Annotated in this window: 18 protein-coding genes; 10 read left to right on the top strand and 8 right to left on the bottom strand. The window is 73.0% G+C overall.

Annotated features, from left to right (window positions below; all coding sequences use genetic code 11):
- Nucleotides 1-92: 92 nt before the first annotated feature.
- The 5 genes from BGK67_RS06485 to BGK67_RS06465 all read left to right on the top strand — a co-directional run bounded on the left by BGK67_RS06485 (nt 93) and on the right by BGK67_RS06465 (nt 5,120).
- Entirely contained in the window at nt 93-872 is a 780-nt protein-coding gene (locus tag BGK67_RS06485) for an MHYT domain-containing protein (protein WP_069923673.1), read from the top strand.
- A 168-nt stretch (nt 873-1,040) separates the two neighbouring features.
- Nucleotides 1,041-3,635, top strand: a complete 2,595-nt coding sequence (locus tag BGK67_RS06480; protein WP_069919005.1) for a sensor histidine kinase — start codon at nt 1,041-1,043, stop codon at nt 3,633-3,635.
- Entirely contained in the window at nt 3,635-4,081 is a 447-nt protein-coding gene (locus BGK67_RS06475) for a roadblock/LC7 domain-containing protein (RefSeq protein ID WP_069919004.1), read from the top strand. The genes BGK67_RS06480 and BGK67_RS06475 overlap by 1 nt, the downstream gene beginning before the upstream one ends.
- Before the next feature lie 17 nt (nt 4,082-4,098).
- A complete protein-coding gene (locus BGK67_RS06470) occupies nt 4,099-4,479 on the top strand; it encodes a DUF742 domain-containing protein (protein WP_069919003.1) in 381 nt (126 codons plus the stop codon).
- The gene (locus BGK67_RS06465; protein ID WP_069919002.1) at nt 4,479-5,120 is read left to right on the top strand and encodes a GTP-binding protein; all 642 of its coding nucleotides are present in this window, start codon (nt 4,479-4,481) and stop codon (nt 5,118-5,120) included. The genes BGK67_RS06470 and BGK67_RS06465 overlap by 1 nt, the downstream gene beginning before the upstream one ends.
- 37 nt (nt 5,121-5,157) lie before the next feature.
- Here the strand turns inward: BGK67_RS06465 and BGK67_RS06460 are convergent, their stop codons facing one another.
- Nucleotides 5,158-5,595, bottom strand: coding sequence for a PPOX class F420-dependent oxidoreductase (locus BGK67_RS06460; protein ID WP_069919001.1), 438 nt, complete (start codon nt 5,593-5,595; stop codon nt 5,158-5,160).
- Nucleotides 5,596-5,700: 105 nt separating this feature from the next.
- Between BGK67_RS06460 and BGK67_RS06455 the strand changes: the two genes are divergently transcribed.
- Both BGK67_RS06455 and BGK67_RS06450 read left to right on the top strand, forming a co-directional pair.
- Nucleotides 5,701-6,099, top strand: coding sequence for a roadblock/LC7 domain-containing protein (locus tag BGK67_RS06455; RefSeq protein ID WP_069919000.1), 399 nt, complete (start codon nt 5,701-5,703; stop codon nt 6,097-6,099).
- Nucleotides 6,100-6,318: 219 nt separating this feature from the next.
- Nucleotides 6,319-7,101 (top strand): DUF6397 family protein, encoded by a 783-nt coding sequence (locus BGK67_RS06450; RefSeq protein ID WP_141754015.1) that lies wholly within the window; start codon nt 6,319-6,321, stop codon nt 7,099-7,101.
- Here the strand turns inward: BGK67_RS06450 and BGK67_RS06445 are convergent.
- The 3 genes from BGK67_RS06445 to BGK67_RS06435 all read right to left on the bottom strand — a co-directional run bounded on the left by BGK67_RS06445 (nt 7,065) and on the right by BGK67_RS06435 (nt 11,020).
- Nucleotides 7,065-7,466, bottom strand: a complete 402-nt coding sequence (locus tag BGK67_RS06445) for a YchJ family protein (RefSeq protein WP_069918998.1) — start codon at nt 7,464-7,466, stop codon at nt 7,065-7,067. The two genes, BGK67_RS06450 and BGK67_RS06445, sit on opposite strands and share 37 nt — an antisense overlap.
- A gap of 52 nt (nt 7,467-7,518) precedes the next feature.
- Nucleotides 7,519-8,409, bottom strand: coding sequence for an acyl-CoA thioesterase (locus BGK67_RS06440; RefSeq protein ID WP_069918997.1), 891 nt, complete (start codon nt 8,407-8,409; stop codon nt 7,519-7,521).
- An 88-nt stretch (nt 8,410-8,497) separates the two neighbouring features.
- Nucleotides 8,498-11,020 (bottom strand): DEAD/DEAH box helicase, encoded by a 2,523-nt coding sequence (locus BGK67_RS06435; RefSeq protein ID WP_069923672.1) that lies wholly within the window; start codon nt 11,018-11,020, stop codon nt 8,498-8,500.
- A 157-nt stretch (nt 11,021-11,177) separates the two neighbouring features.
- Here BGK67_RS06435 and BGK67_RS06430 point away from each other — a divergent pair, with 157 nt between their 5' ends.
- Nucleotides 11,178-11,969 (top strand): metal-dependent hydrolase, encoded by a 792-nt coding sequence (locus BGK67_RS06430; RefSeq protein WP_069918996.1) that lies wholly within the window; start codon nt 11,178-11,180, stop codon nt 11,967-11,969.
- Between the two features lie 119 nt (nt 11,970-12,088).
- On the opposite strand, the gene BGK67_RS06425 is transcribed toward BGK67_RS06430, so the two are convergent.
- From BGK67_RS06425 to BGK67_RS06410, 4 genes are all read right to left on the bottom strand, one after another.
- Nucleotides 12,089-13,870: an ABC transporter ATP-binding protein gene (locus BGK67_RS06425; RefSeq protein ID WP_069918995.1), complete on the bottom strand. Its 1,782-nt coding sequence runs from the start codon at nt 13,868-13,870 to the stop codon at nt 12,089-12,091.
- Nucleotides 13,867-15,690, bottom strand: coding sequence for an ABC transporter transmembrane domain-containing protein (locus BGK67_RS06420; RefSeq protein WP_069918994.1), 1,824 nt, complete (start codon nt 15,688-15,690; stop codon nt 13,867-13,869). Before BGK67_RS06420 ends, BGK67_RS06425 begins: the two co-directional genes overlap by 4 nt.
- Before the next feature lie 160 nt (nt 15,691-15,850).
- On the bottom strand, nt 15,851-18,787 hold the full coding sequence (locus tag BGK67_RS06415; RefSeq protein ID WP_069918993.1) for an FAD-binding and (Fe-S)-binding domain-containing protein: 2,937 nt from the start codon (nt 18,785-18,787) through the stop codon (nt 15,851-15,853).
- A 40-nt stretch (nt 18,788-18,827) separates the two neighbouring features.
- A complete protein-coding gene (locus tag BGK67_RS06410) occupies nt 18,828-19,292 on the bottom strand; it encodes a MarR family winged helix-turn-helix transcriptional regulator (RefSeq protein WP_069918992.1) in 465 nt (154 codons plus the stop codon).
- Between the two features lie 94 nt (nt 19,293-19,386).
- Here BGK67_RS06410 and BGK67_RS06405 point away from each other — a divergent pair, with 94 nt between their 5' ends.
- Together BGK67_RS06405 and mltG are read left to right on the top strand one after the other, a co-directional pair.
- Nucleotides 19,387-21,249: an ABC transporter ATP-binding protein gene (locus BGK67_RS06405; protein WP_069923671.1), complete on the top strand. Its 1,863-nt coding sequence runs from the start codon at nt 19,387-19,389 to the stop codon at nt 21,247-21,249.
- Nucleotides 21,250-21,312: 63 nt separating this feature from the next.
- Nucleotides 21,313-22,176, top strand: coding sequence for an endolytic transglycosylase MltG (mltG, locus tag BGK67_RS06400; RefSeq protein WP_069918991.1), 864 nt, complete (start codon nt 21,313-21,315; stop codon nt 22,174-22,176).
- The last annotated feature ends 175 nt before the right edge of the window (nt 22,177-22,351 follow it).

Raw genomic sequence — 22,351 nt, 5'->3', positions numbered from 1 at the left:
TCTCTGTCATATTCCAGCAGTTACAGCGGCTTTCGAAATGCTCCCCCTGTTCGTGCCCTCACCCGGACTAGCGTCCGGTGGCCATGGGACACCTGGGACACCTGGACCACGCCGCATACGGCTGGCTGACACCCGTGCTGTCATACGTGATGGCATCCATCGGCGCCGCCCTCGGGCTGCGCTGCACCGTCCGCGCGCTCGCCGCGACGGGCGCCTCCCGGCGCAACTGGCTGCTCACGGCGGCCTCGGCGATCGGCACCGGCATCTGGACGATGCACTTCGTCGCGATGCTCGGCTTCGACGTCATCGGCACCGAGATCCACTACAACGTTCCGCTCACCATCCTCAGCCTGGTCGTCGCCGTGCTGGTCGTCGGCGCCGGGGTGTTCGCCGTCGGATACGGCAAGGACCGCGGGCGGGCCCTCGTCCTGGGCGGCCTCACCACCGGGCTCGGCGTCGCCAGCATGCACTACCTGGGCATGGCGGCCCTGCGCCTGCACGGTCGCGTCAGCTACGACCCGTTCACCGTCGGGCTCTCCGTCGCCATCGCCGTGGTCGCGGCCACGGCGGCCCTGTGGGCCGCGCTCAACATCAAGTCGCCGGTGGCCGTGGCCATCGCCTCGCTCGTCATGGGGGCCGCCGTCAGCAGCATGCACTACACCGGGATGACCGCCGTCGCCGTCAGCGTCACCCCGTCGGACGCCGCCCTGCCCGGCGCCACGGCCATGCAGTTCATCTTCCCGCTCGCCGTCGGGCTGGGCTCGTACCTGTTCATCACCGCCGCCTTCGTCGCGCTGTCGCCGACCGCCGACGAACGAGCCGCCTCCGACTCCGTCCGGAGCCTCGGGGAGCGGGCGGCGGCCGCCCACTGAACGCGTCCCGCACGCGTACGCAGGTGCGTACCCCGCCGCACCCGCACCGCCATCGCACGCCAACCGAACCGCCGCACCGTCAGCCGGACGACCCGCACCGCCCCGCACGCACCGCCCAGCCCGCCGAACGACCCGCACCTGTCGGTACCGCCCCGGAACGAGGAGCCCATGCGCACACCCCGCAGACAACCGGAAGCAGCGGCGCCGCGGCTTCCCGCGCCGGCGGCGGGCGGCCGCGGCCACGGCGCGGGTACGGGCCGCCGCGCGCACGCCGGACCGCCGGCCGACGAACACCCCGAGCAGGTGCTCCACCAACCCGCCCCCGCCGCCGCGCTGCCGCCGCGCGACCGGGGCCCACGGCTGCGGCTGCGTCCCGCCACCGTCCGCGCGAAGATCGTCTCGCTGCTGATGGTCCCCGTCGTCTCCCTGCTCGCCCTCTGGGCCTTCGCCACCGTCAGCACCGCCCAGGACATCGCCCGGCTCACCCGCGTCCAGCAGGCCGACGCCGAGATACGCACCCCCGTCGCCGCCGCCGTCACCGAGCTCCAGGCCGAACGGCGGGCCGCCGTCCGGCTCCTCGCCGACCCCGCCGCCGACCCGGCCGCCCTGGACCAGCAGGCCCGGCGCACCGACGACGCCGTCCGGCGGCTGCGCCTCGGCGACCGCAACACCGCCGCCGATTCCGGCGACTACGGCTCGGACATCGTGGTCCGCCTGGGGGCCTTCGTCGCCGACGCCGAAGCGTTGGAATCCGCGCGCAAGGACGTTACCGGTCGCCGCGCCACTCCCGAAGCCGCCTACGAGATCTACACCCGCGTGGTCGACTCGGCCCTCGCCGTGGGCGGCGCCCTGACCGGCGGGGATGCCGCCGAACTCGGCCCCGCCTCCCGGGTCCTGCTGGAATTCGCCCGGGCCGGGGAGCTCCTCTCCCGGGAGGACGCGCTGCTCGCCGTGCCGGGCCCGCGCAGCGCCGAAACGCTTCGGCAGCTGACCGGCACCATCGAGACCCGCCGCGCCCTCACCGCCGCCGCGGCCCGCGACCTGCCTCCCGCCCAGGAAGCCGCCTGGCAGTCCGTCGCCAAGAGCGCCGCCTACGCCGACCTCACCGCCGCCGAGGACCGGGCGCTGGCCGCCGGCGCGGCCAAGGAAGTGCGCGGGGCCCCCGCCGGCTGGGAAGCCGCACACACCGGCATCGCCGCCTCGATGCGCGAGATCGAGGGAGCCGCGCACGCCGCGGCCGCCGACCGGAACGACCCCTTCGCCGAGGGGGCCCTCAGCCCGGCCGGAGCCGCCGTGCTGCTGGGCCTGGCCGCCGTCGCCGCCTCGCTGGTCATCTCCGTCCGCATCGGCCGCGTCCTCGTGGTGGAGCTGGTCTCGCTGCGCAACACGGCGCTGGAGATCGCCCACCGCAAACTCCCGTACGCCATGGAGCGGCTCCGCGCGGGCCAGGACATCGACGTCGCCGCCGAGACCCCGGCGGGGCCGCCCGCCGACGACGAGATCACGCAGGTCGGGGAGGCGCTCGCCACGGTCCACCGGGCCGCGCTCAGCGCCGCCGTCGAACGGGCCGAACTGGCCAGCGGGATCTCCGGGGTGTTCGTCAACCTCGCCCGCCGCAGCCAGGTCCTCGTGCACAAGCAGCTCACCCTGCTCGACTCGATGGAACGGCGCGCGGACGACCCGAACGAGCTCGGCGACCTGTTCCGCCTCGACCACCTCACCACCCGGATGCGCCGGCACGCGGAGAGCCTGATCATCCTTTCCGGTGCCGCCCCCGGCCGCGCCTGGCGGATGCCGGTCCCGCTCACGAACGTCGTACGCGCCGCCGTCTCCGAGATCGAGGACTACCCCCGGGTGGAGGTGCGCCGGCTCGCCGAGGCGGCCGTGGTCGGGGGAGCCGTCGCCGACCTCACCCACCTGCTGGCCGAACTCATCGAGAACGCCGCCCAGTTCTCCCCGCCGCACACCAAGGTCCGCGTCAGCGGTGAGCCGGTCGGCGCCGGCTACGTCCTGGAGATCGAGGACCGCGGGCTCGGCATGGGCCGCGAGACCCTCGGCGAAGCCAACCGCCGCATCGAGCAGTCCGAGGCGCTCGACCTCTTCGACAGCGACCGGCTCGGGCTGTTCGTCGTCAGCCGCCTCTCGTCCCGGCACGGGGTGAAGGTGCACCTGCGGACCTCGCCGTACGGGGGCACCACCGCCGTGGTGCTGCTGCCGAACTCCATGCTCCAGGGCGCGATCACGGCCGGCTTCCCGGAGCCGGAATCCGGCGCCGGAGCGGCCGGCGAAGCACGGGCCGCGGCCTCGGCACCCGTACCGCAGACCGCACCGGCACCGGAGGCGGCGGAGAAGGCGGAGCAGCCGCCCGCGACGACCTTCGTACGGGAGGACGCGCGCGGGTTCGCCGACCCGGGCTCCCTCCCCGCCGGGCCGGAGCCCCGGCCGGCCCCGGTGGCCGCGCTGCGGCCGCGCACCGCGGGCGGCGCGCTCACGGGCGCGCCGCACGCCGCCGCACCCCCTTCCGCCTCGGTGACGGAACTGCCGCGCCGGGTCCGCCAGGCCAGCCTGGTCCCGCAGCTGCGCGAGACCCCCGCCCCCCAGGCTCCGGCGGGCGCGCCGCTCGCCGGGGATCCGCCGGGGCGCAGTCCGGAACAGGCCCGGGACCGGATGGCCGCCTACCGGGACGGCTGGGTCCGCGGCGCCCGGGAGAACTCCCCGTACGCGGGCCGTGAAGGCAGCGCAGGCAGCAAAGGAGAAGTGTGATGATCGAACACCAGAGAATCGGGCTCGACGGGGGCGTCCGCAGGTCGGGCGAACTGGACTGGCTGCTGGACGACATGGTGGTGCGGGTTCGAGAGGTCCGGCACACCGTGGTCCTGTCCAACGACGGCCTGCCGGTGGGCGCCTCCAGCGGGCTCCGCCGGGAGGACGCCGAGCACCTGGCCGCCGTGGCCTCCGGCTTCCACAGCCTGGCCAAGGGCGCGGGTCGGCATTTCCATGCCGGGGGCGTGCGTCAGACGATGGTCGAGATGGACGAGGGCTTCCTCTTCGTCGCGGCCGCCGGGGACGGGTCCTGCCTGGCCGTACTCAGCGGCGCCGGGGCTGACATCGGCCTGATCGCCTACGAGATGGCCCGCCTGGTGAAGCGGGTCGGCGAACACCTGTACACCCCGCCCCGGTTCGCGGCCCGGCCGCCGGCCGCCGGCTGAGGGCGGCGGTCCGGCACATGAACGGCCAGTGGTACGACGCCGACGCGGGCCCGCTCGTCCGTCCGTACGCGATGACCGGCGGGCGTACGAAGCCGGGACCCCACGGGGTCCGCTTCGACCTGATCGCACTGGTCGTCGTGGATCCGGAAGGCACCGACGCGGCTGCCGAGTCGCTGCTCGGCCCGGAACACCGGGCGCTGCTCGGACTCTGCCGGTCCGAGACCCAGTCGGTGGCGGAGCTCGCCGCCGACGCCGACCTGCCGGTGGGGGTGGTGCGGGTGCTGCTCGGCGACCTGCTGGAGGGCGGGCACGTCAAGGTCAGCAGGCCGGTACCGCCCGCACAGCTGCCGGACGAGCGGATTCTGCGGGAAGTCATCGAGGGATTGCGAGCGCTGTGATGGGACTGCACGACGACGGGCCGGCGGATCCCGGTCCCGGGGACGACACGGAACTGGCGGCGCTCGCGCTGAAGATCCTGGTGGCCGGCGGCTTCGGGGTCGGCAAGACCACGCTGGTCGGCGCGGTGAGCGAGATCAGGCCGCTGCGGACCGAGGAACAGCTGAGTGAGGCGGGCGAACTCGTCGACGACACGGGCGGGGTGGACCAGAAGAGGACCACGACCGTGGCCATGGACTTCGGGCGGATCACCATCCGCTCCGGACTGTCGCTCTACCTGTTCGGCACACCGGGGCAGGACCGGTTCTGGTTCCTGTGGGACGAGCTGTCCCAGGGGGCGCTGGGCGCGGTGGTGCTCGCGGACACGCGACGCCTCGAGGACTGCTTTCCGGCGGTGGACTACTTCGAGCACCGCCGCATCCCGTTCGTGGTGGCCGTCAACTGCTTCAGCGACGCCCGGCGTTACGGCGCGCCCGACGTGTCGCGGGCACTGGACCTGGACCAGGGGACGCCGGTGGTCCTGTGCGACGCGCGGGACAAGGACTCGGGGAAGGAAGTGCTGATCAGGCTGGTCGAGTACGCCGGGCGGGTGCACACCGCCCGGCTGCTCGAATCGGTGGAGCCGCAGGCCGATTCGGTCTGAACCGGCCGCCGCCGCCCGAGCCGGGGCGCCGGCGGGGTCAGTCCGCGATCCCGGCCAGGGCGATCACCTTGTCGATGGGGACGCGGACGAGGAGTTCGCTCGGGACGGCATTGCGGCGGCCGAAGGCCTCCGCGCGCTCCTCGCCCATGTAACGGGCGCCGATCCGGGTCGCCCAGTGGAGGATCTCGTCCGGGTCGTCGGCGTGCTCGCTGATCTCGGCGCGGCCCTGGAGCACCACGTAGGAGAACGGCGGCCGGTCGTCGTCGACGCACAGCGCGACCCGGCCGTCACGGGCCAGGTTCCGCCCCTTCAGCGTGTCCTTGCCGGTGTTGAACACGAAGGAGTCGCCGTCGAGCACGAACCAGATCGGGGCGATGTGGGGGCTGCCGTCCTCACGCACGGTGGAGAGCTTTCCGGTGCGGGTGGCGTGCGAGACGAACGCCCGCCATTCCTGTTGAGTCATCTTCTTCGCCATGGGGACATCCTCCTTGCCGGAAAGGCACTGGTGGGGAAGGCTTGCGGGACGACTAGGCGGGGCGCGGCGCGGCCAGGCGGGCGCGTCCACGGGGAGGGGTGGGGAATGGCACTGGACAAGCAGCTGGACTGGCTGCTGGACGATCTGACGCGCAGGGTCCAGCAAGTGCGGCACGCGGTGGTGCTGTCCAACGACGGGCTGGTGACGGGCGCGAGCGCCGGGCTGGCGCGGGAGGACGCGGAGCACCTGGCGGCCGTCGCGGCCGGACTGCAGAGCCTGGCGAAGGGGGCGGGGCGGCACTTCCGGGCCGGGGAGGTCCGGCAGACGATGGTCGAGTACGACGAGGGGGTGCTCTTCGTCATGGCCGCGGGCCCGGGCAGCTCCCTGTGCGTGCTGAGCGCCGCCGAGGCGGACATCGGGCACGTCGCGTACGAGATGACGCTGCTGGTTAACCGGGTGGGTGAGCACCTGGGGGTGGCGGAGCGGCGCGTCACCGGCGGGTGAGGAAGTCGGCGTCGGTCTCGGTTGTCCACAGGGTTGCCGGAGTGTCGTCGCTCTGAGTTACGGTCTTCACGCAGAGTAATCGACGCTTGTGGGGAGACCGTGATGATGGCGATGGCGACGATGGTGACGACGCGGCCGGGGACCGCGCTCCGGGAGGCCGTCCCGGCAGGCGGCAGCGGCGGTCCGTGTGTCGGAGCCCCTGCCGGCGCCCCGGGTGGCGTGGGTACGGAGCTGCCGGCCGAGGTGCTGGTGGGTGGGGGGCGGGCCGCGGGGGAACTGGGTCTGACCCGGGGGGAGTTCGCCCGTGCCGTCCAGTTGGGGATCGTGCGGGCCGGGCCGTCGGCGCCCGGCTGGGCCGCTCGCTACACGCGGGCCGAGCTGGACCGGGTCAGGGCTGCCGAAGGCGGGCTGGAGGCCCTGCGCGAACGGGTGGCGACCGTGGCCGGCGCGGAAGCGGCGGCCGGGGTGCTGGGAATCGGACCGAGCCGGTTCACCCGGCTCGCCCGCTGCGGGCACCTCACCCCGGTCGGCTACCGGATCAACCGGTACCGGGCGGTGGTGTGGCTCTACTTGACCGCGGAGCTGCGGGAGTTCGCGGCGCGGGAGCCGGCGCGGCTGCGCGGGACCGCGCCCCCGGCCGACCGGCAGCTGCTGGAGGCCAAGGCGGATCTGCGCCCGAGGAAATGGCGCGGCCGACACGTCGGGCTGCTGCTGAGACGGACCGCCGACCCCTGGGAGCGGGCCGCGGTCCTGGCATCCGTGCTCCCGGAGGAAGAGCTGCCGCAGGCCGTGCCCGATCCGGCGGAGCGGATCCTGCTGGCCGCCCTCGCTCCGCCCCCGCCGTACGGGCATCCGCAGGCGCCGGCGGCCGCGGCCGTGGCGCTGCGGCTGCTGAAAGCGGGGCCGCCGGAGGAGATCCACTGGTACCGCACCAGCCTGGACTTCGCCCTGACCGGAGCGCGCGGTCAGTCGAAGTCGACGGGGGACAGGGGGCCCACGTAGACCCAGGCCCCGCCCTCCCGGGAGAAGGTGCTGTGCTCGTGCAGCGAGCCCGTGTGCCCGCCCTCGCGGTACTGCGCCCGGAACTCCACCGACCCCTCCGTCTCGAACATCCCGCCGCGCTCGGCGGCGAGGATCTCCAGGCGCTCCCAGCGCTGTCCGGGGTCCAGGTCGAGCCGGGCCGGACGGGTCGTGGAGTGCCAGGAACGCAGCAGGTAGGCGGTGTCGCCGACGGCGAAGGCGCTGAACCGGGAGCGCATCAGGCGTTCGGCGGTGGGTGCCTGCTGGGCACCGGAGTGGAAGCGGCCGCAGCACTCCGGGTAGACGGCGGGCAGCCCGCAGGGGCAGGGGAGGGCCGGGGTGGGCATGGGCGGGCTCGGTTCCTCGTTCGTGGCGGGCGGGGCGGCGGGGCTCGGCCGACTACCGGGCGGGCCGGGGCGGTTGGGCGGGGTACGGGCGGAAGAGGCCCTCCTGGACCACGGAGACCAGCAGTCGGCCCTCCAGGTCGTAGATGCGACCCCGGGCCAGGCCCCGGCCGCCGTGCGCGATGGGCGACTCCTGGTCGTACAGGAACCACTCGTCCGCCCGGAACGGCCGGTGGAACCACATGGCGTGGTCGAGGCTCGCCATGTCGAAACCGCGCATCCCCCACAGGGGTTCCACCGGGATGCGCACGGCATCGAGGAGGGTCATGTCACTGGCGTAGGTGAGGGCGCAGGTGTGCACGAGCGGGTCGTCGCCCAGCGGGCCGACCGCCCGCATCCACACCGCGCTGCGGGGATCGGCGTCCTTGAGCTCCTCGGGAGTCCAGCGGAGCCGGTTCACGTAGCGGATGTCGAAGGGCTGGCGGCGGGCCATCCGCTCCAGCGACTCCGGCAGCGCCCCGAGGTGTTCGCGGATCTCGTCCGCGACCTTGGGGAGCGTGTCCGGATGGGGGACGTGGTGAGGGGGCAGCTGGTGCTCGATGCCGCCCTCCTCCGGATGGTGGAAGGAGGCGGTGAGATTGAAGATCGTCTTGCCCTGCTGGACCGCGGTGACGCGGCGCGTGGTGAAGGACCGCCCGTCGCGCACCCGCTCCACCTGGTACACGATCGGCACCCCGGGGATGCCGGGGCGCAGGAAGTACGCGTGCAGCGAGTGGACGGGGCGGTCGCTCTCCACGGTGCGGCCCGCGGCGACCAGGGCCTGGCCGGCGACCTGGCCGCCGAAGACGCGCTGGAGGGACTCCTGCGGGCTGGCGCCGCGGAAGATGTTGACCTCGATCTGCTCCAGATCGAGCAGGTCCACGAGTCTCTCGGCGGGGTTCGTCATCAGGGGTTCTCCACTGTCGGGTCCGGGCGGAGCGGGCGGGAGGCGGGAGCCGACTGGGTCGGCGGGCCGCCGGGGGTGGGCGGTGTGCTCAGCGCGCCCCGAGCTCGCCGACCGAGGTGACCCGGATGACGGCCCGGCCCTCCTCGTCGGAGGCCGCGAGGTCGACTTCGGCGCTGATGCCCCAGCCATGGTCCCCGTTGGGGTCGGCGAAGGTCTGGCGGACGCGCCACAGGCCGTGCGCCGGGTCCTCCTCGATCTGGAGCAGCTTCGGGCCGCGGGCGTCGGGGCCGGTGCCGAGGTCGTCGTACTCGTCCCAGTAGCCGTCCATGGCCTCGCCCCAGGCGTCCGCGTCCCAGCCGGACTCGGCGTCCAGCTCGCCCAGCACGTTGACGTGGTCGAGGGCGGCCAGCTCCACCCGGCGGAACATCGCGTTGCGGACCAGGACCCGGAAGGCGCGCGCGTTCGCCGTGACCGGCTTGACCTGGTCGGCCTTCTCCTGGGCCTGCTCCGCCGTCTCCACCTCCGGGTTCGCCAGCTGCTCCCATTCGTCGAGCAGGCTGGAGTCGACCTGGCGGACGAGCTCGCCGAGCCATTCGATCAGGTCCTGGAGGTCCTCGGACTTGAGGTCGTCGGGGATGGTGTGGTCGAGCGCCTTGAACGCGCTCGCCAGGTAGCGCAGCACGATGCCCTCGGTGCGGGCCAGCTCGTAGAAGGAGGTGAACTCGGTGAAGGTCATCGCGCGTTCGTACATGTCGCGGATGATCGACTTGGGGGAGACCGGGTGGTCGCGGACCCAGGGGTGGCTCTTGGCGTACACGTCGTAGGCGTGGAGGAGGAGCTCTTCGAGCGGCTTGGGATAGGTGACGTCCTGGAGCCGCTCCATCCGCTCCTCGTACTCGATCCCGTCGGCCTTCATCTGGCCGACCTGGATGCCGCGTTCCTTGTTCTGCTGGGCGGCCAGGATCTGGCGCGGGTCGTCCAGCGTGGACTCCACGACGGAGACCATGTCCAGCGCGTAGGAGGGGGATTCCGGGTCCAACAGGTCGAAGGAGGCGAGCGCGAAGGTGGACAGCGGCTGGTTGAGGGCGAAGTCCTGCTGGAGGTCGACGGTGAGCCGGATCGTGCGGCCCTCGGCGTCCGGGGTGTCGAGCTTCTCGACCACGCCGCCGTCCAGCAGCGAACGGTAGATCGCGATGGCCCGGCGGATGTGCCGCAGCTGCGCCTTGCGCGGCTCGTGGTTGTCCTCGAGGAGGTGGCGCATCGCATGGAAGGCATCGCCAGGACGGGCGATGACCGACAGCAGCATGATGTTGGTGACCTTGAAGCGCGAGGTCAGCGCCTCCGGGTCGGCGGCGATGAGCTTCTCGAAGGTGGTGTCCGACCAGGCGACGAAGCCCTCGGGAGCCTTCTTGCGCACCACCTTGCGGCGCTTCTTCGGGTCGTCCCCCGCCTTGGCGAGCGCCTTCTCGTTCTCGATGACGTGCTCGGGCGCCTGGGCGACGACATAGCCCGCCGTGTCGAAGCCCGCCCGGCCGGCGCGCCCGGCGATCTGGTGGAACTCGCGGGCGCGCAGCGTGCGGACCCGGTTGCCGTCGTACTTGGTGAGCGCGGTGAACAGCACCGTGCGGATGGGGACGTTCACCCCCACGCCGAGGGTGTCGGTTCCACAGATCACCTTCAGCAGACCGGCCTGTGCGAGCTTCTCGACCAGTCGCCGGTACTTGGGCAGCATGCCCGCGTGGTGCACGCCGATGCCGTGCCGGACGTAGCGGGAGAGGTTCTGGCCGAACTTGGTGGTGAAGCGGAAGTTGCCGATGAGGTCGGCGATCTTGTCCTTCTCCTCGCGGGTGCACATGTTGATGCTCATGAGCGACTGCGCCCGCTCGACCGCCTGGGCCTGGGTGAAGTGCACGATGTACACCGGGGCCTGCCGGGTCTCCAGCAGCTCGGTGATCGTGTCGGTGATCGGGGTGGTCACGTAGTCGTACGACAGCGGGACGGGCCGCGTCGCGGAGCGGACCACGGAGGTGGGCCGGCCGGTGCGCCGGGTCAGGTCCTCCTCGAACCGCTTCATGTCGCCGAGGGTCGCCGACATCAGGATGAACTGGGCCTGCGGCAGCTCCAGCAGCGGGATCTGCCAGGCCCAGCCGCGGTCCGGCTCGGCATAGAAGTGGAACTCGTCCATCACGACCTGGCCGATGTCGGCGTGCTTGCCGTCGCGCAGGGCGATGGAGGCCAGCACCTCTGCGGTGCAGCAGATGACCGGGGCGTCGGCGTTCACCGAGGCGTCGCCGGTCAGCATGCCGACGTTCTCGGTGCCGAAGAGCTTGCACAGGTCGAAGAACTTCTCCGACACCAGGGCCTTGATCGGGGCGGTGTAGAAGGTGACCTTGTCCTGCGCCAGGGCGGTGAAGTGCGCGCCCGCCGCGACCAGGCTCTTGCCCGAGCCGGTCGGGGTGGAGAGGATCACGTTCGCCCCGGAGACGACCTCGATCAGCGCCTCCTCCTGAGCCGGGTACAGGGTGATGCCCTGGTCCTCCGCCCACGAGGAGAAAGCCTCGAAGAGGGCATCGGGGTCGGCGTTCGGCGGGAGCTGATCAATGAGGGTCACGCCCCCCATCTTGCCTGGCTTCCCCCCGGATGAGGGAACCGGAGGACGGGAGGAAGATCATCGACGGTACGCTGTGCCGTCGAAACGGCCCGAGCGAATCCGTTGACGGGGCCCGAGTACGACATCACACACCACACCACCGGGGCGGGGAACGACCATGATGGGTCCGGCGCATTCACTCTCGGGGGCGGCCGCCTGGCTGGGGGTGGGCGCGGCGACCGCGGCGGCCGGGCATCCCATGCCGTGGCCGGTGCTCGTGGTCGGCGCCCTGATCTGCGCCGGGGCGGCCCTCGCCCCCGACCTCGACCACAAGTCGGCGACGATCTCACGCGCCTTCGGACCCCTGTCCCGGGGGCTGTGCGAGGTGGTCGACAAGATTTCCTACGCCGTGTACAAGGCCACCCGCTCGCCCAGGGACGCCCGCCGGACCGGGGGTCACCGCACCCTCACCCACACCTGGCTCTGGGCCGTCATGATCGGCGCCGGCGCCTCAGCGCTCGCCGGGACCGCCGACCGCTGGGGCGTGCTCGCGCTGCTCTTCGTCCATCTGGTGCTCGCGGTGGAAGGCCTGCTCTGGCGGGCCGCCCGGATGTCCAGCGACGTCCTGGTCTGGCTCCTCGGCGCCACCAGCGCGTGGATCCTGGCCGGCGTGCTCGACCAGCCCGGCAACGGCGCGGGCTGGCTGTTCACGGGGCCTGGCCAGGAGTACCTCTGGCTCGGCATGCCGATCCTGCTCGGGGCCCTCGTCCACGACATCGGCGACGCCCTGACCGTCTCCGGCTGCCCGATCCTGTGGCCCCTGCCGATCGCCGGCAAGCGCTGGTACCCGATCGGCCCGCCGAAGATGATGCGCTTCCGGGCCGGCAGCTGGGTCGAGCTCAAGGTCCTGATGCCGGTGTTCATCCTGCTGGGCGGCTTCGGCGGGGCCTCGGCCCTCGGGTTCGTCTAGCCCTGTAGCCCTGCAGCCCTGCAGCCCTGGGACCGGGCCATGGCCCGGTCCCAGGGCTACAGCCGATCGGCGCCCCGGCGGCCGGACCCGCAGGCCCGGCCGCCCCCGTGGCGCGCCGGTCACCCGTGCCAGGAGCGCCACAGCGCCGCGTACGCCCCGTCGGCCGCGACCAGTTCGTCGTGCGAGCCGAGCTCGCTGATCCGGCCGTCCTCGACGACCGCGATCACGTCCGCGTCGTGCGCGGTGTGCAGCCGGTGGGCGATCGCGATGACCGTGCGCCCGTCCAGCACCCGGGCCAGGGACCGCTCCAGGTGCCGGGCGGCCCGCGGGTCCAGCAGCGAGGTCGCCTCGTCCAGCACCAGGGTGTGCGGGTCCGCCAGCACCAGCCGGGCCAGCGCGATCTGCTGCGCCTGCGCCGGGGTCAGCGCCGTCCCGCCGGAACCGACCTCGGTGTCCAGACCGGCCTCCAGGGCCCCCGCCCAGCCGTCCGCGTCCACCGCGCCCAGCGCCGCCCACAACTCCGCGTCCCCGGCGCCCGTCCTGGCCAGCCGCAGGTTGTCCCGCAGCGAGCCCACGAACACGTGGTGCTCCTGGTTGACCAGCGCCACGTGCTCGCGCACCCGCTCCGCCGGCATCTGCGACAGCCGCGCCCCGCCGAGGGTGATCTCACCGGCGCGCGGCGCGTAGATGCCCGCGAGCAGCCGGCCCAGTGTGGACTTGCCGGCGCCCGAGGGGCCGACGAGCGCCATACGGGTGCCCGGCGGCACGGACATGGACACCCGGTGCAGCACGTCCACGCCCTCCCGGTAGCCGAAGTGCACCTCGTCCGCCCGGACGTCCCGGCCCTCGGGCCCCACCTTGGCGTCCCCGGCGTCCGGCTCGATCTCACGCACGCCGACCAGCCGGGCCAGCGACACCTGGGCGATCTGCAGCTCGTCGTACCAGCGCAGGATCAGGCCGATCGGATCGACCATCATCTGGGCCAGCAGCGCGCCGGTGGTCAGCTGCCCGACCGACATCCAGCCGCGCAGCACGCAGTAGCCGCCGATCATCAGCACGGAGCCGAGGATCGTCACGTACGTGACGTTGACGACCGGGAACAGCACCGTCCGCAGGAACAGCGTGTACCGCTCCCACGCCGTCCACTCCTTGATCCGGCGCTCCGACAGCGCGATCCGGCCCGGCCCCAGGCGGTGCGCCTCGACCGTGCGGCCCGCGTCCACCGTCTCGGTGAGGACGGCCGCGACCGCCGCGTAGCCGGCCGCCTCCGAGCGGTACGCCGACGGCGCCCGCCGGAAGTACCAGCGGCAGCCGATCACCAGCACCGGCAGCGCCACCAGCGCGGCCAGTGCCAGAGGCGGCGCGGTCAGGGCCAGCGCACCGTAGAGCAGCCCCGTCCACACCACGCCGATGGCCAGCTGCGGCACGGCCTCGCGCATCGCGTTGGCCAGCCGGTCGATGTCGGTGGTGATCCGCGACAGCAGATCGCCGGTACCGGCCCGCTCCAGGACGCCCGGCGGCAGGCCCACCGACCGCACCAGGAAGTCCTCGCGCAGGTCGGCGAGCATCTCCTCGCCGAGCATCGCCCCCCGCAGCCGGACCAGCCGGACGAAGAAGGTCTGGACGGCCAGCGCCAGCGCGAACAGCAGCGCGACCTGCCCCAGACGCAGTTCCCGCGCCCCCGCCGCGAGGTCGTCCACGACCCGGCCCAGCAGGTACGGGCCGACCATGGAGGCGACCACCGCGACGGCGTTGACCGTCACGAGCACCACGAAGGCCCGCCGGTGGCGCCGGAACAGGCCGCGCACATAGCCCCGTACGGTCACCGACGTGCCCACGGGCAGGGTCGCGGCCGATTCGGGGGCCGCCGGATCGTAGTGCGGCGGCGCCACGCCGATCATGCGGATTCCTCGATTTCCGTGAGTGCTTCCAGCTGTGCCAGTTCCACCTGCGCGAGGCGCTGCTCGTCCTCGGTCTCACGGGTGACCACCGCCCGGTAGAGCGGTTCGCGGTGCAGCAGTTCGCGGTGCGTACCCGCCGCCGCCACCGCGCCCTCGTGGACGAGGACGACCCGGTCGGCGCGGTCCAGCAGCAGCGGCGAGGAGGCCAGGACCACCGTGGTGCGCCCGGCGCGCAGCGCCGCGATCCCGTCCGCGATCCGTGCCTCGGTGTGCGAGTCGACCGCCGAGGTCGGCTCGTCCAGGACCAGCACCTCCGGGTCCGTGACCAGGGACCGTGCCAGGGCGAGCCGCTGGCGCTGCCCGCCGGACAGCGACCGGCCGCGCTCGGTGATCCGCGCGTCCATCGGGTCCTCCACCCCGTCCGGCGCCGACTGCAGCAGCGCGTCCAGGACATCCGCGCACTGGGCCGCCGCCAGCGCCGCACCGGCCTCGACGGCCCCGGAGGACGGGACGGTGAACAGCTCGTGCAGGGTCCCGGACAGCAGCACCGGATCCTTGTCCTGTACGAGGACCAGCGTCCGCGCGGTGTCCAGTTCGAGCTCGTCCAGCGCGACTCCGCCGAGGAGCACCGAGGGCCCGTCGACGGCCGTGTCCACGGGGTGGCCGCCGAGGCGCTCCGCGAGCCGTCCCGCCAGGTCCGGGTCCCCGCACACGACGGCGGTGAACCGGCCCGCGGCGGCCAGCAGTCCGGTCTCCGGGTCGTACAGGTCCCCGCCGGGGGCCGGAGCCTGCGCCGCGGCGGCCGCGGGACGCTCGGCGGCGTCCGTACGGGTCAGCGACAGCACCCGGGCGGCCCGCTGGGCGGAGGGCCGGGAGAAGGAGTACGCCATGGCGATCTCCTCGAAGTGGCGCAGCGGGTAGAGCAGCGTCGCCACCGCGCTGAACGCCGCGACGAGTTCCCCCACCGCGATGCGCCCGTCGGCCACGAGCCCGGCGCCGTACCAGACGACCGTGATCATCAGCGCGCCCGGCAGCAGCACCTGGATCGCGGAGATCAGCGCCCACATCCGGGCGCTGCGCACGGCCGCCTTGCGGACCTCCTGCGAGGCCTCGCGGTAGCGGCCGAGGAACAGTTCCTCCCCGCCGATGCCGCGCAGCACCCGCAGGCCCGCGACGGTGTCGGAGGCCAGCTCGGTCGCCTTGCCCGCCTTCTCCCGCTGGATGTCGGCGCGCTGGGTGGCGCGGGGCAGCAGCGGCAGCGCCGCCAGGGCGACCAGCGGCACGCCGATCCCCACGACCACGCCCAGCTCGGGCGCGTAGAGCAGCAGGCCGACGCAGACGAGGACGACGGCGAAGAGCGCGGCCAGGAAGCGCGAGACGGCCTCGACGAACCAGCCGATCTTCTCCACGTCGCCGGTCGAGACCGCGACGACCTCGCCCGCGGCGACCCGGCGGGTCAGCGCGGAACCCAGCTCGGCGGTCTTGCGCGCCAGCAGCTGCTGCACGCGGGCCGCGGCGGTGATCCAGTTGGTGACGGCGGTGCGGTGCAGCATGGCGTCGCCGACCGAGATCGCGACGCCGAGCAGCGCGAGCAGCCCGCCGACGAGCAGCAGCCGGGTGGAGTCGCGGTCGACCACCGCGCCGACGCCCATGCCCACCGCGTACGGGAGTCCGGCGACTCCGGAGAAGTGCAGCAAGCCCCAGCACAGGCTCTTGAACTGTCCGCCCAGTTGACCCCGGCCCAGCCACACCAGGAAGCGGGGACCGGAACGGGCGTCGGGTACCCCGGGATCCCGATAGGGAAGATCGCTGATCTGCATGACGCCCCATGACTGGTCGAAGGGTCCAAACCGTGCAAGGTTCGCCTTCCGGGCCGGGGCCGGGCAATCGGTTTTCCGTCGGCGCGGTCCCGCCGCCCGCCGGATCGCCGCCGCACCGGACGACGTAGCGCCTGGTCAGGTGGGTCGCGCACACCGGCGCTCACGGGCGGGTGGCGTGCTCCAGTTCGAGCAGGACCGAGGCGTAGGAGCGGCCGGTCGCCCGGTCCATGCCCACCTCGCACATCCGGTTCGCCGACAGGTGGGCGTCGAAGTGCCGGGCCGTCACCTCGGCGGCCTCGCGCGCCGTCGCCGAGGCCGTCAGCTCGGGGTGCAGCATGCCCCGGTCGCCCGCGAAGGCGCAGCACCCCAGGTCGTCCGGGACCACCACCTCGTCGGCGCAGGCCTCGGCGACGGCCAGCAGCTGCGCCTCGTCGCCCAGGTGCCGCATCGAGCAGGTGGGATGGAGGACGGCGGAGCCGACCGTGCGGCGGACCTCCAGGTGCGGCAGCAGTTCCTCGGCCGCCCAGACGACCGAGTCGACGATCCGTAGCTCCCTGTGCAGGGCGAGGTTCTGTTCCGTCAGGTAGGGGACCACCTCGTGCGCGATGCCCAGGGTGCAGGAGGAGGCGTCGACGACCAGGGGCAGCCGCCCGCCCGCGGTCCAACCCCAGGCCGACTCGACGATGCGGTTGGCCATCACACGGGTGCCCGCCTCGTAGCCCTTGGAGTGCCAGATCGTCGCGCAGCAGGTGCCGGTCACGTCCCGGGGGATCCATACGGGCCTTCCGGCCCGCCGCGACACCGCCACCACGGCCTCCGGCAGGGAGGGGCCGGTCCGGGCACCGGGACCGCCGAAGATCCGGTTGACGCAGGCGGGGTAGTACACGGCCGCCGCGCCCGTCCGCGGGGTACCGGGCAGCCTGCGCGCGGCGGCGCCGGGGACCTGCGGCAGCCAGTGCGGCACCAGGTCCGGGTTCACGGCCTTGCGCGCGGCTCCGGTGACCGCCGCGAGCAGCCCGTCCGCGATCCGGTCCGGCAGCCGGTCGGCGGCGGCCACGGCCAGCCGGGCGGCCGACTCCACGGCCCCGAACCGCTCCGCGGCCAGGGCGGCGGCCCGCTCCTCGCGGGCGCCGTGCCGGCGGTGGCGGAAGTCCTTCATCAGCGCGCCGGTGTCGATGCCCACGGGGCAGGCGAGCTTGCAGGTGGAATCGCCCGCGCAGGTGTCGACGGCGTCGTAGCCGTAGGAGCCGAGCAGGCCGTCCAGCACCCGCGAGCCGGGCTGCTGGCGCATCATCTCGCGGCGCAGCACGATCCGCTGGCGCGGAGTGGTCGTCAGGTCCTCGCTGGGGCAGGTCGGTTCGCAGAAGCCGCACTCGATGCACGGGTCGGCCACCGCCTCCACCCGCGGAATGGTTTTCAGACCGCGCAGGTGGGCCCGCGGGTCGCGGTCCAGGAGGACGCGCGGGGCGAGCACCCCGTCGGGGTCGATGACGCGTTTCGTGCGCCACATCAGCTCGGTGGCCCGGGGGCCCCACTCCAGTTCCAGGAACGGCGCCATGTTGCGGCCGGTGGAGTGCTCGGCCTTCAGGGAGCCGTCGAAGCGCTCGACGGTGAGCCGGCAGAAGGCCTCCATGAAGGCCGCGTACCGCTCGACGTCGGCGGGGTCCGCGGCGTCGAAGGCGAGCAGGAAGTGCAGGTTGCCGTGGGCGGCGTGCCCGGCGACGGCCGCGTCGAAGCCGTGCCGCGCCTGGAGTGCGAGGAGGGCCTCGCAGGCCTCGGCGAGGCGCGACGGCGGGACCGCGAAGTCCTCGGTGATGAGGGTGGTGCCGGGGGCGCGGGCGCCGCCCACGGCGGTGACGAAGGCCTTGCGGGCCTTCCAGTAGCCGTTGATGGTCCGTGCGTCCCGGGTGAAGGCGTTGGTGACCGAGGCCACCGGCGCCACCAGGTCGAGGCCGGTGAGCAGGCCGGCCGCGCGGTTCTCGTACGCGTCGCGGCCGGCCTCGTCCGGAGCGCGGAACTCCACGAGCAGGGCGGTGGTGTCCTTGGGCAGGTCCGCCCAGTCCGGGGGCACGCCCGCGACGCTGACCGAGGCGCGCAGGGTGTTGCCGTCCATCAGCTCCACGGCGAGGGCGCCCGCCTCGTTGAAGAGGGGCACGGCGGCGGCCGCCGCGGGCAGGGAGGGGAAGAACAGCAGGGCGGAGCAGAGCTCGCGGTCCAGCGGCAGGGTGTCGAAGACGACCTCGGAGATGAACCCGAGGGTGCCCTCCGAGCCGACCGTCAGCCCGCGCAGGATCTCCACGGGGGTGGTGCCGTCCAGGTAGGCGTCCAGCCGGTAGCCGGTGGTGTTCTTGATCTCGTACTTGGCGCGGATCCGGGACACCAGCTCCGGGTCGGCCTCGATCTCCCGCTTGATCTCCATCAGCCCGCGGCACAGCGCGGGCTCGGCGCGCGCCAGTTCCTCGTCGGCCAGCGGGTCCGCCGTGTCGACGACGGTGCCGCCCGGCAGGACGAGGGTGAGCGAGGAGAGCGTGCGGTAGGAGTTCCTCGTGGTGCCCGCCGTCATGCCCGAGGCGTTGTTGGCGACGACCCCGCCCAGGGTGCAGGCGAGGGCGCTGGCCGGGTCCGGGCCGAGGACGCGGCCGTGCCGGGCGAGCGCGGCATTGGCACGCAGGACGGTGGTGCCGGGCCCGATCCGGGCCCGCCGGCCGTCCTCCAGCACCTCGATGCCGGACCAGTGGCGGCGTACGTCGACCAGGATGTCCTCGCCCTGGGCCTGGCCGTTGAGGGAGGTACCGGCGGCGCGGAAGACGACCTCGCGGTTCCGGCCGTGGGCGTAGGAGAGGACGGCGGAGACGTCGTCGATGTCCTCGGCGACCACCACGACCTGGGGGACGAAGCGGTAGGGCGAGGCGTCGGAGGCGTAGCGGACCAGGTCGGAGACCTTCCACAGGACCTTCTCGGCGCCCAGCAGCTCGGTCAGCTCGGTGCGCAGCGGCTCCGGGGTGCCGGCGGCCCGGTGGTCGGGGAGCCGGTCGTGGGCGGGGCCGCTGACGTCGCGCGGGCGCAGGGCCCCCGGCCTGGGTTCCAGCAGCGGCATCCGCGACCCTTCGCCTCGTGGCGGCCCGCGCGCGGCCCCGTCAGCAGCGGCGCTCCGCCGGTACGTCCGCCGGGGCGTCCGACAGGGCGTTCAACAGGCCGCCGAGGACCTCGCGCTGGTCGCCGGTCAATGGAGCCAGGATCTCCTCTGCCGCGTCGGTTCGCGCGTTGCGCAGGCGGCGCAGCGTGGCGCGGCCGGTGTCGGTGAGCTCGATCCTGATGACCCGGCGGTTGGCGGGGTCGGGCGCGCGGCGCACGCACCCGGCTGCCTCCAGGCCGTCCACCAGGGTGGTCACGGCGCGGGGGACGACCTCCAGGCGGGCGGCGAGATCCGCCATTCGGGGTGCCTGGCCGCCCTCGTAGTGCGAGACCAGGCGCAGCAGCCGACTCTGGGCGGGAGTGATCCCGAGCGGTTCCATGTGGCGCTTCTGGATCCGGTGGAGCCTGCGCGTCAGGCGGAGCAGCTGTTCGGCGAGGAGGCGATCGGTGTCGGAGGCGGAGCTCATGCCGGGAACAATAACAGGATGCCGTTCATTGTGAGCATAGGTAACAATGACCTATGCTCCAATGGATCTGACTTCCGACCCCGAGAGGGTGCCCATGCGCGACGACGAACCGAAGTGGACCCCGTCGAAGGAGTCCCTCGACCCGAGCCGCCCCGCCCCGGCCGACCAGCCGCGCGAGCTCGGCCGGATCGTGGGCCTGTTCCGGCCCTACCGCGGCCGCCTCGCCCTCGTCGGCCTGCTGGTCGGCGCCTCCTCGCTCGTGGGCGTCGCCTCGCCGTTCCTGCTCAAGGAGATCCTCGACGTCGCGATCCCGCAGGGCCGCACCGGGCTGCTCAGCCTGCTCGCGCTCGGCATGATCCTCACCGCCGTCGTCACCAGCGTCTTCGGCGTGCTCCAGACCCTGATATCCACCACGGTCGGCCAGCGCGTCATGCACGACCTGCGGACCGCCGTGTACGCGCAGCTCCAGCGGATGCCGCTGGCCTTCTTCACCCGGACCCGCACCGGCGAGGTGCAGTCCCGCATAGCCAACGACATCGGCGGCATGCAGGCCACCGTCACCTCCACCGCGACCTCCCTCGTCTCCAACCTGACGGCGGTCATCGCCTCCGTGGTCGCCATGCTCGTGCTCGACTGGCGGCTCACCGTGGTCTCGCTGCTCCTGCTCCCGCTGTTCGTGTGGATCAGCCGACGGGTCGGCCGTGAGCGCAAGAGGATCACCACCCAGCGGCAGAGGCAGATGGCCGCCATGGCCGCGACGGTCACCGAGTCGCTGTCGGTGAGCGGGATCCTGCTGGGCCGCACCATGGGCCGGTCCGAGTCCCTCACCGCCGCCTTCTCCGTCGAGTCCGAGAAGCTCGTCGGCCTCGAAGTGCGCTCCAGCATGGCCGGGCGCTGGCGGATGTCCACCATCGGCATCGTCATGGCCGCCATGCCCGCGCTCATCTACTGGGCCGCCGGCATAGCCCTCCAGACCGGCGCCCCCTCGCTCTCCGTCGGCACCCTGGTCGCCTTCGTGACCCTCCAGCAGGGCCTGTTCCGGCCCACCGTCAGCCTGCTGTCGACCGGCGTGCAGATCCAGACCTCGCTCGCCCTGTTCGCCCGCATCTTCGAGTACCTCGACCTGCCGGTGGACATCACCGAGCGCACCGATCCGGTCCGCCTGGAGCGGGCCAGGGGCGAGATCCGGCTGGAGGACGTGCACTTCGCGTACGACGCCAAGAGCGGCCCCACCCTCACCGGAATCGACATCACCGTCCCGGCCGGCGGCTCGCTCGCCGTGGTCGGTCCGACCGGCTCCGGCAAGAGCACGCTCAGCTACCTCGTGCCCCGGCTCTACGACGTCACCGGCGGCCGGGTCGCCCTCGACGGGGTGGACGTGCGCGACCTCGACTTCGACTCGCTGGCCCGCTCCATCGGCGTGGTCTCCCAGGAGACCTACCTCTTCCACGCCTCGGTCGCGGACAACCTGCGCTTCGCCAAGCCGGACGCGACGTACGAGGAGATCACCGAAGCGGCCCGGGCCGCCCAGATACACGAGCACATCGAGTCCCTGCCCGAGGGGTACGAGACCTTGGTGGGCGAGCGCGGCTACCGGTTCTCCGGCGGCGAGAAGCAGCGCCTCGCCATCGCCCGCACCATCCTGCGCGACCCGCCGGTGCTGATCCTGGACGAGGCCACCAGCGCCCTCGACACCCGGACCGAGCACGCCGTCCAGCGGGCCATCGACAACCTCTCCGAGGGCCGCACCACCATCACCATCGCGCACCGGCTGTCCACCGTCCGCGATGCCGACCAGATCGTGGTCCTGGACGCGGGGCGGATAGCCGAGCGCGGCACCCACGAGGAGCTGCTGAAGGCGGACGGCCGGTACGCCGCCCTGGTCCGCCGGGACCGGGACGCCGCGCTGCCGGCCGAACCGGCGCCGGAAGCCGAGCTGGCTCCGGTGAATGTGTGATCGTATGACCGGCGCACGGGCGGGGTGCCGGACTTGGGGCGACCTGCGGGTTAGCGTTCCCGCATGCGCCATGAGTACCGGCCGCCACAGCGCCGTTCCCGGCTCACTCGCCGGGGCCGACTGGCGCTCTTCCTCGGCACGCTGCTCGCGATCGGGGCGGTCATCGTGATCCCGCTGCTGAGGGGTGACGAAGCCCCCGAAGTGCCACGCCAGTTGCTGATCCCGGAAGGCTGGCGCGCCTCCCAGGTGTACGCCGCGATCGACCGCGAGCTGAAGCTCCCGGCCGGCTCGGCCAAGGCGGCCGTGGCCACCGCGGACCTGGCCCTGCCCGCCGAGGCGAAGGGCAACCCGGAGGGCTACCTCTTCCCGGCCACCTACCCGGTGACCTCGCGGACCACCCCGGCCACGCTGCTCGCCTACATGGTGCGGACGGCGAACGAGAAGCTCGCCAACCGGGCCGTCGCGGACGGCGGCAAGGCGCACGGGATGACCCCCTACCAGACCGCCACCCTCGCCAGCATCATCGAGGCGGAGGCGGACAGCCGCGCCGACATGGGCAAGGTCGCACGGGTGGTGCACAACAGGCTGGCCAAGTCGATGCCGCTGCAGATGGACTCCACCATCAACTACGCGCTGAACCGCAGCACCGTGGACACCACGCTGAGCGACACGCGGATCGACAGCCCCTTCAACAGCTACGAACGCCAGGGACTGCCGCCCACTCCGATCGACAGCCCCGGACTGGCGGCCATGACGGCCGCAGTGGCGCCGACCCCCGGCGACTGGCTGTTCTTCGTCACCGTGAAGCCGGGGGACACCCGCTTCTCGGCGACGTACGACGAGCACCGCAAGCACGTCGCGGAGTTCAACCGACTCCGTCGGCACACCGGTTCCCACCCGGCTCAGGAGGCTTCCCCCGAGAAATGAGGGGCCCCGGCCACGGGGGCGGTCCTACGGTCGGCGGCCAAGGATCGAGAGCTTTCGGCACGGGGGGATACCCGGGGCGTGCAGCGGCGGTTTCACCGACTGCCGGACCCGGCACGAGACCGATGTGACGTGCACCGCCGACGCAGCCACCGGCCGGTGCTCCTGTTCCGCGACA

Source organism: Streptomyces subrutilus (genome assembly GCF_001746425.1).
Taxonomy (GTDB): domain Bacteria; phylum Actinomycetota; class Actinomycetes; order Streptomycetales; family Streptomycetaceae; genus Streptomyces; species Streptomyces subrutilus_A.
Note: the sequence above shows the minus strand (reverse complement) of the source record. Positions and strands in the feature narration are given on the sequence as shown.